The organism is Pseudomonadales bacterium, assembly GCA_013215025.1.
Classification (GTDB): Bacteria; Pseudomonadota; Gammaproteobacteria; order Pseudomonadales; family DT-91; genus DT-91.
This window is the reverse complement of the sequence record JABSRR010000006.1, coordinates 20,694-27,926: the sequence shown is the minus strand read 5'-3', so window position 1 is coordinate 27,926 and position 7,233 is coordinate 20,694. Positions and strand designations below refer to the sequence as shown.

The following is a 7,233-nucleotide window of genomic DNA, read 5'->3' as shown; positions in this document are numbered from 1 at the left end:
GCCGATGAAAAGTTGATGCAGCTTTACCAGCAGCTTGAGTTACCATTATTAAAGGTTCTGACCTCGATTGAGCATCTGGGTGTTGAGATTGATCGCGACTGTCTATTTGATCAAAGTCAATCACTGGGTGTGGCGATTGATCAACTCGAGCAGACGGCTCATAGTCTCGCTGGCGAAGCGTTTAATTTAGGCTCGCCAAAGCAGCTACAGGCCATTTTGTTCGATAAACTGTCACTGCCGGTGATTAAAAAAACCCCCAAGGGGCAACCGTCAACTGCCGAGCCAGTATTACAGCAGTTGGCAGATGAGTATGAATTGCCTGCGGTGATTATGCAGTATCGTTCGCTGAGTAAGCTGAAGTCGACTTATACTGATGCGCTGCCTGAGCAAATTAGTCTGCATACCGGTAGAGTGCACACCTCTTACCATCAGGCAGTTACCGCAACTGGCCGTTTATCTTCGTCTGACCCTAATTTACAAAATATTCCCATTCGCACCGAGCAAGGTCGTAAGGTAAGGCAGGCGTTTGTGGCGGCACCGGGTAAGCAAATCTTAGCTGCGGATTATAGTCAGATTGAGCTGCGTATTATGGCGCACCTCTCGCAGGATGCTGGCTTGATTGATGCATTCAATCATGGCGAGGATGTGCATCGGGCCACTGCCGCTGAAGTGTTTGGCCAGCGTATTGCGGACGTGACGACTGATCAACGCCGCAGTGCTAAGGCAATCAATTTTGGCCTTATTTATGGCATGTCGGCGTTTGGTTTGGCCAAACAATTAGATGTGGGACGAAATCAGGCGCAGGATTATATTGATGCCTATTTTACCCGATACCCTGGGGTGCGAACCTATATGGACCAAGTTAGAGCGCTTGCTCATCAGCAGGGCTATGTTGAAACTTTACGAGGTCGCAGGCTCTATTTACCCGATATTAATGCGCGCAATAAGAATCTCCAGCAGGCTGCAGAGCGCACCGCCATCAATGCGCCGATGCAGGGAACAGCAGCGGATATTATTAAGCAAGCGATGTTGGATATCGATAAGTGGTTATCATCAACGTCATTAGATGTGAAACTGCTGATGCAGGTGCATGACGAGCTGGTGTTTGAGGTTGCGGCGGATGCTGTGGCTGAAGCCAGCAAAGATATCGCAGATATTATGCAGCAGGCGGCAAAATTGTCGGTGCCGCTTATTGTCGACGTAGGTGTGGGTGATAATTGGGATCAGGCACACTAGAGGCTTTTGCCTTTACGCTGAGCTTGCTTTGATCATTAAGTCTGATCTGCTTTTGCCTCAGGCAACTCATACCAATGATCAAGCTGTGCTATCAAATCGTCTACCCCGGTCTTTTTCAGCGCGCTAAATAGCTGCATGCTGATATGTGACTGGTTCTTGAATAATTTCTGCAATTTGAAAAGTTCATTGCGGGCCGGGTTTGGCTTAAGCTTATCGGCCTTGGTGAGTAAAATATGCAAGGGCAGCTGAGCCGCTTTCGACCAGTCGACAATGGTTTGGTCATAGGCTTGAAGCGGTCTGCGAATATCCATGACTAATACCACGCCACGTAAACACTGACGTTGCTCTAGATACTCGGTGAGGTACTTTTGCCAGCGAAGTTTCATCGCTTCCGGTACCTTGGCATAGCCGTAGCCTGGTAAATCGACCAGTCTGCGCTGCTCATCAATGCTAAATTGATTGATCAGCTGGGTACGGCCAGGTGTTTTAGAGGTGCGAGCGAGTTTTCGATTATCAGTGAGGGTGTTTATTGCAGATGATTTGCCTGCGTTAGAGCGACCGGCAAAAGCAACCTCAAAGCCGATATCAGCTGGGCATTGGGAGAGCTTTTCTGCAGACTGAAGAAATTCCGCTTGTCGATAAATATTATGCATATAATTTGTAAGGTTATTGGCTGCAAATGCAGGCTATTGGTTTGCCTTGCGGCCTAGTTTCTATATAATGCGCGTCGCAAATTATATATTGTTGTGTTGATGCTCGATAGCGCATTATTCAGATTGTATTGACGTATTAATTTTTCTGCGCGACGTATAAAAGCCATGGGAGAATGTAATGAAATATCTGAAGTTTATCTTTTTTAGTTCGCTAATTTTTGTTTCTTGGCAGACTCAGGCGCGTGATGCGGCAACACTCTATAATCAAAGCTGCATTGCTTGTCACGCCTCNGGCGCAGCGGGTGCGCCTAAAAAAGGTGACGTGGCTGCTTGGCAACCCCGTTTAGCTAAGGGTATGGATACATTATTAAAGCATACCAAAGAGGGTATTAAGGCAATGCCACCTAAAGGCATGTGTATGGACTGTACCGATGCTGAATTTACAGCCTTAATCAAATACATGTCTGCCGCGCAATAATTGGCTGTTAACCACGAGATTTGAGAGTTATATGATGAAAAAATTGATGCTTGGTTTGGTTTTATCAACGGCTGCAGTGCCTACGTTTTCAGCTGGCGACGCCGATGCGGGTCAAGCAAAAGTAGCTGTTTGTTCGGCCTGTCATGGAGCTGACGGCAACTCGGCCACACCTAGTTTCCCAAGCTTAGCCGGCCAGCATGAAAAGTACATTATCAAGCAGTTAAAAGACACCATGAAACCAGCATCTGAGGGCGGTCGACCCATTCCTGAGATGACTGGGCTTGCAGATGCAATGTCGGAGCAAGATATGGCAGATGTAGGTGCTTTTTATGCTGCACAAACCATCAGTGGTGGTGCCGCAGATCCTGACTTGGTTAAGTTGGGTGAGTCAGTGTTCAGGGCTGGGGTGGCACGTAAAGGTGTAGCATCTTGCTCAGGATGTCATGGTCCTGCTGGCCGCGGTAATGCCGGTGCTAGTTTCCCAGCGCTTGCAGGTCAGCATGCTGCATATCTTGAAAAGCAGCTGATGGCCTTCCGTCAAGGTGCTGATCAGCCAGGTGTTGACGGCTCTCGCAGTAATGATGGCGATGCGGCAATTATGCGAGATATTGCTGAAAAAATGTCTGATTTAGAAATCAAAGCTGTGGCAAGCTTCTTGTCAGGCTTACGATAAGCACTGAAATCATCTAAAAAAAGCGGCTTTAGCCGCTTTTTTTATGCCTGCAAGGCCGCTGAAGATTGGCATTAATACTCAGTGACGTTATGATAGTGAAATTCATACAACAATAATAATTTTCGGAGTTCTCATGAAACGAGCATTACAATGCTTGGCGACCCTTCTTTTAATTGCAATTAACACTAAGGTGTTTGCGGCTGAGCCGTTAACGCCCTATGTTGGTGTAGGTATCGGCTCTTTGCAACATCGCGCAGAGGCTAGCTACAGTGTTGCAGATAATGGTTTAGGTGAATTTGCCAGCTTTGAAACCAGTAACCCCTCTAATCAGTACTTTAATCTTATTGCCGGTTTTAATATTTATTCATGGTTTGCAGTTGAGCTGCAATACGGCGCCACTCAGTCAAATAAATGGCTCAGTGAGTATATGGAAGTGACTACCTCGACTGCTGGCCTATTTGCCGTGTTGCAAAAAGGTGATGATCTTTATGGCCGTTTTCGTTTAGGCTTGGCGCAGCGCGACATTGATATCTCTGGCAGCGAAGAGTTCGAGTTTGATAATCAAACTGAGCTAAACGGCGCTATCGGTTTATCAATTGGCCAAGTGTTGCCAGTTGGTCAAGTTGAAATTATGTATATGTATTATCCAAAAATGAAAATAGAGTCTAAATTGCTGGAGCAGCAAACCGATCTAAATCCATTAGACGATATTGATGGCATTCTGGCAGATGATCGCTGGGTTAGTCAGACCTGGGCAATAGCTTACATTTATAACTTCTAAATTTTTTTCAGCGCTTAAACGCAGCAAAAAAACCAAGCCAGAGAGCTTGGTTTTTTTGTTTTGTCACTGTGCTTTATCGCCACAAATGATAATATACGCAGGATTTTTTGATGACTAATGATGGGTTGAATATGAAAAAATTCCTCTGTGGCGTTATTTTTTTGATGATGGTATCACCGCTATCCTTGGCTGAAAGTTTCGTCGCGGGTAAGCATTATGAAGTATTGCCTAGCCCGGTTGTGACGCGTGATAAAAGCAAAGTTGAGGTAGTCGAATTATTCTGGTTTGGTTGCATTCACTGTTTTCATTTTGAGCCGGTCATTCAGGCATGGAAAAAGCAGCAAGCAGATGACGTTGATTTCCATTCGATGCCAGCCATGTGGAATAAAGATATGCAGCTGCACGCGAAGGCATTCTATGCAGCCAAAGCCTTGGGCAAATTTGATCAGCTGAGTGAGGCTATGTTTACAGCTATGAATGTGAACAAAAATCGCCTTAAATCAGAAAAGGCGATACAGTCGCTGTTTGCCAAAAACGGTGTTGATGAGGCAAGCTTTAAGCAAGTCTTCAATTCTTTTGGCGTTAACTCCCAGGTCAACTTGGCTGACTCACGCGCGCGTGCCTATCGCCTGCAAGGCACTCCTGAGCTTGTGGTTAATGGTAAATACCGAGTAGCTACAAGTCTTGCTGGCAGTCAGGCAAAAATGCTTGAAGTGGTCGACTTTTTAGTCGCCAAAGAGCGGGCCTTACTCGCACAGTAACGTGAAAACCAGTAAGTTCTTTGCCTACTTAGGGCGTTTAAAGTGGATTAAACGCTGGGGTTTAAAGCGCAATATCGATGAAGAAAATGTGATGGAGCATAGCTGGCATGTGGCGACAATTGCGCATGCGCTGGCATTGATTCATCAGCATCGGTTTGCGGGTGTGATTGATGCAAACCATGTTGCAGCCGCGGCTCTGTTTCACGATGCGGCTGAGATTATAACTGGCGATATGCCGACGCCGGTAAAATATCACTCGGCAACTATTCGTGATGCCTACAAGCAAATTGAGCGTGAGGCAGAGCATGAGTTGTTGCAATTATTACCTGACTATCTGCGCCCAGCGTATCAGCCGCTATTAATTTCTGAGCAGCTCGATGCTCAAACGACAGCGTTTATCAAAGCGGCAGATATCATCAGTGCCTATATAAAATGTCAGCAAGAAGTTAATGCACAAAACAGCGAGTTTGAATCAGCTTTGCACAGTACAGAGGCACGTTTAAGAGCGCTCAGCATGCCGGAAGTTGATGAGTTTATGCGGCTTTTTAATGATGGTTATTTATTAACCCTGGACCAGCTGCTGGCCCAGCATGAACATGAGATAAAGGGCGAATAATGTTGTCATGGTCTGCAATCGATACGGTGCTGCTGGACATGGACGGTACCTTACTCGATTTACATTTTGATAATTATTTTTGGCTGCAGTATGTGCCGCAAATCTATGCCTCAAAACATCAGCTTGATCTTGCATCAGTCACCCGAGATCTGCATGCTCGCTTTGAGGCAGAGCGGGGTAAAATAGAGTGGTACTGTTTAGATTTTTGGTCGCAGCAATTAGGCCTGAACATTGCTGAGCTTAAGCTTGATTTGCTCGATAAGATAATCATTAGACCCTGGGTTGAAGAGTTTTTACAAGCCTTACAGGCCAGTAATAAGCAAGTGATTCTGTTAACGAATGCACATCGAGATAGTTTGAACTTGAAAATGCGCGTTACTAAGATTCAACACTATTTTGATGCGCTGGTGTCAACTCATGATTACGGCGTGCCCAAGGAAGAGCAAGCCCTTTGGCATGCTTTACAGCAGGATTTTCCGTTTAAGCCCGATGCTACCTTATTGATTGATGATACTGAGGCGGTGCTGCAGTCGGCAAAAGACTATGGCATTGGGCATCTGCTCACGCTACGACAGCCTGATTCACAAAACCCTGCGCGCAGTAATTTGCGCTTTGCTGTTATTGATCACTTTGATGAGGTTCTGCCGCTTGTCTGATATCTCAACTACCGATGCTAAATTGAGACTGGATAAATGGTTATGGGCTGCGCGCTTTTTTAAGACCCGTTCAATGGCTAAAGCTGCGATTGAAGGCGGGAAAGTGCATTTTCATGGTCAGCGGGTGAAGGTCTCAAAGGAAATTCAGCCGGGTGATGAGCTTCGCATTCGGCAAGGTTATGAAGAAAAAACTGTGATTGTTTGTCGCTTAAGCGATCGTCGCCGAGGTGCGCCAGAGGCGCAATTGCTTTACCAAGAGACCGAGCAGAGTCAGCAACGTCGTGCTGATAATGCAGCGCAGCGAAAAAATCTGCAGCGGCAAGCGCCTGAGAGCAAGCCTAATAAACGTGATCGCCGTCAATTACAGCAAGCTAAACAACAATTCTGGGAGTCGTAGTTTTGGCCAATCAGTTACTTAGCTTCATGTTTGATAATACCGATATACGTGGTGGTATCGTAGAGTTAGATGAGGCATTTCAGCGTTTACTGCAGGCACATGATTATGCGCCACAATACCGTCAGCTATTATCTCAGTTTGTTGGTGCCAATATTTTACTCACCAGCAAATTGAAATTTGAAGGAGTGATTTCGCTTCAGGCGCGTGGCCGAGATACTGCTGTAAGTTTGGCCTTAAGTGAGTGTGACGAGCAGCTTAATTTTCGCGGTATTTTGCGCGGCGATATGCCGACGCAGCCACTCAGCTTTGCGGACTTATTCCATCAAGGTGTTTTGGCGCTGACGCTTGAACCCAAATATGGGCAGCGCTATCAAGGCATGGTGCCGCTTGAACAAGCAAATTTAGCGGCCTGTCTTGCCGACTATTTTCAGATGTCTGAGCAATTACCCAGTTGGTTTTACTTACTAGCAGATGAGCAATGTGTGCGTGGTTTGATGCTGCAGGCGCTGCCGGCACAGGTTTGTGACGACGAAGAGCAGCGTCGTGAGGACTGGCAGCGATTAACTCACCTCGCTTCAACCATTCAGGCCGATGAAATTCGCAATTTAGAGAGCCATGAGCTACTGCATCGATTATTTCATGAGGAGCAAGTGCGAATTTTCCCGGCTCAGCCAGTTAATTTTCATTGTTCTTGTTCGCAAGAAAGAATGGAGCGTGCCTTGATCGGTTTAGGAAAAGTTGAGCTTGAGTCTATCTTATTGGAGCAAGGTAAGATTGAGACGCAGTGTGAGTTTTGTGGGCGTAGTTATGCCTTTTCTTCTGGTGAGATTCAGCATTTGCTGCAATCGAGCTGCGAGCAGTGATCGTTTTTTAGCCTAACCTTCTGTGTTTTCATCAAGTTTAGCGCATCTACAGCAGCAATATTTCAGGAATATTTCAACTCAAGGCTTCGCCTTAATTCATTTATCTGCAATAATACGCC

At 46.1% G+C, this 7,233-nt stretch carries 10 protein-coding genes; 9 read left to right on the top strand and 1 reads right to left on the bottom strand.

Annotated features, from left to right (window positions below; translation table 11 throughout):
- Positions 1–1,236 (top strand): DNA polymerase I (locus HRU21_01025; GenBank protein ID NRA40867.1); only part of this gene is annotated, 1,236 nt, incomplete at its 5' end.
- 35 nt (positions 1,237–1,271) lie between these two features.
- Here the strand turns inward: HRU21_01025 and HRU21_01020 are convergent.
- Positions 1,272–1,889 (bottom strand): YihA family ribosome biogenesis GTP-binding protein, encoded by a 618-nt coding sequence (locus HRU21_01020; GenBank protein ID NRA40866.1) that lies wholly within the window; start codon positions 1,887–1,889, stop codon positions 1,272–1,274.
- A 178-nt stretch (positions 1,890–2,067) separates the two neighbouring features.
- Here HRU21_01020 and HRU21_01015 point away from each other — a divergent pair, with 178 nt between their 5' ends.
- From HRU21_01015 to HRU21_00980, 8 genes are all read left to right on the top strand, one after another.
- Complete coding sequence (locus HRU21_01015; protein NRA40865.1) at positions 2,068–2,367, top strand: cytochrome c5 family protein; 300 nt, start codon at positions 2,068–2,070, stop codon at positions 2,365–2,367.
- 34 nt (positions 2,368–2,401) lie between these two features.
- Positions 2,402–3,040, top strand: a complete 639-nt coding sequence (locus HRU21_01010; protein NRA40864.1) for a cytochrome c4 — start codon at positions 2,402–2,404, stop codon at positions 3,038–3,040.
- Positions 3,041–3,173: 133 nt separating this feature from the next.
- Positions 3,174–3,821 carry a hypothetical protein gene (locus tag HRU21_01005; GenBank protein NRA40863.1) on the top strand — a complete coding sequence of 216 codons (648 nt, stop codon included), beginning with the start codon at positions 3,174–3,176 and terminating at the stop codon, positions 3,819–3,821.
- Between the two features lie 131 nt (positions 3,822–3,952).
- Entirely contained in the window at positions 3,953–4,582 is a 630-nt protein-coding gene (locus HRU21_01000) for a thiol:disulfide interchange protein DsbA/DsbL (GenBank protein ID NRA40862.1), read from the top strand.
- A 1-nt stretch (position 4,583) separates the two neighbouring features.
- Positions 4,584–5,198 carry a 5'-deoxynucleotidase gene (yfbR, locus tag HRU21_00995; protein ID NRA40861.1) on the top strand — a complete coding sequence of 205 codons (615 nt, stop codon included), beginning with the start codon at positions 4,584–4,586 and terminating at the stop codon, positions 5,196–5,198.
- Entirely contained in the window at positions 5,198–5,854 is a 657-nt protein-coding gene (gene yrfG, locus HRU21_00990) for a GMP/IMP nucleotidase (protein NRA40860.1), read from the top strand. The genes yfbR and yrfG overlap by 1 nt, the downstream gene beginning before the upstream one ends.
- The gene (locus HRU21_00985; protein ID NRA40859.1) at positions 5,832–6,251 is read left to right on the top strand and encodes a DUF2870 domain-containing protein; all 420 of its coding nucleotides are present in this window, start codon (positions 5,832–5,834) and stop codon (positions 6,249–6,251) included. The genes yrfG and HRU21_00985 overlap by 23 nt, the downstream gene beginning before the upstream one ends.
- 2 nt (positions 6,252–6,253) lie before the next feature.
- Positions 6,254–7,114: an Hsp33 family molecular chaperone HslO gene (locus tag HRU21_00980; GenBank protein ID NRA40858.1), complete on the top strand. Its 861-nt coding sequence runs from the start codon at positions 6,254–6,256 to the stop codon at positions 7,112–7,114.
- The last annotated feature ends 119 nt before the right edge of the window (positions 7,115–7,233 follow it).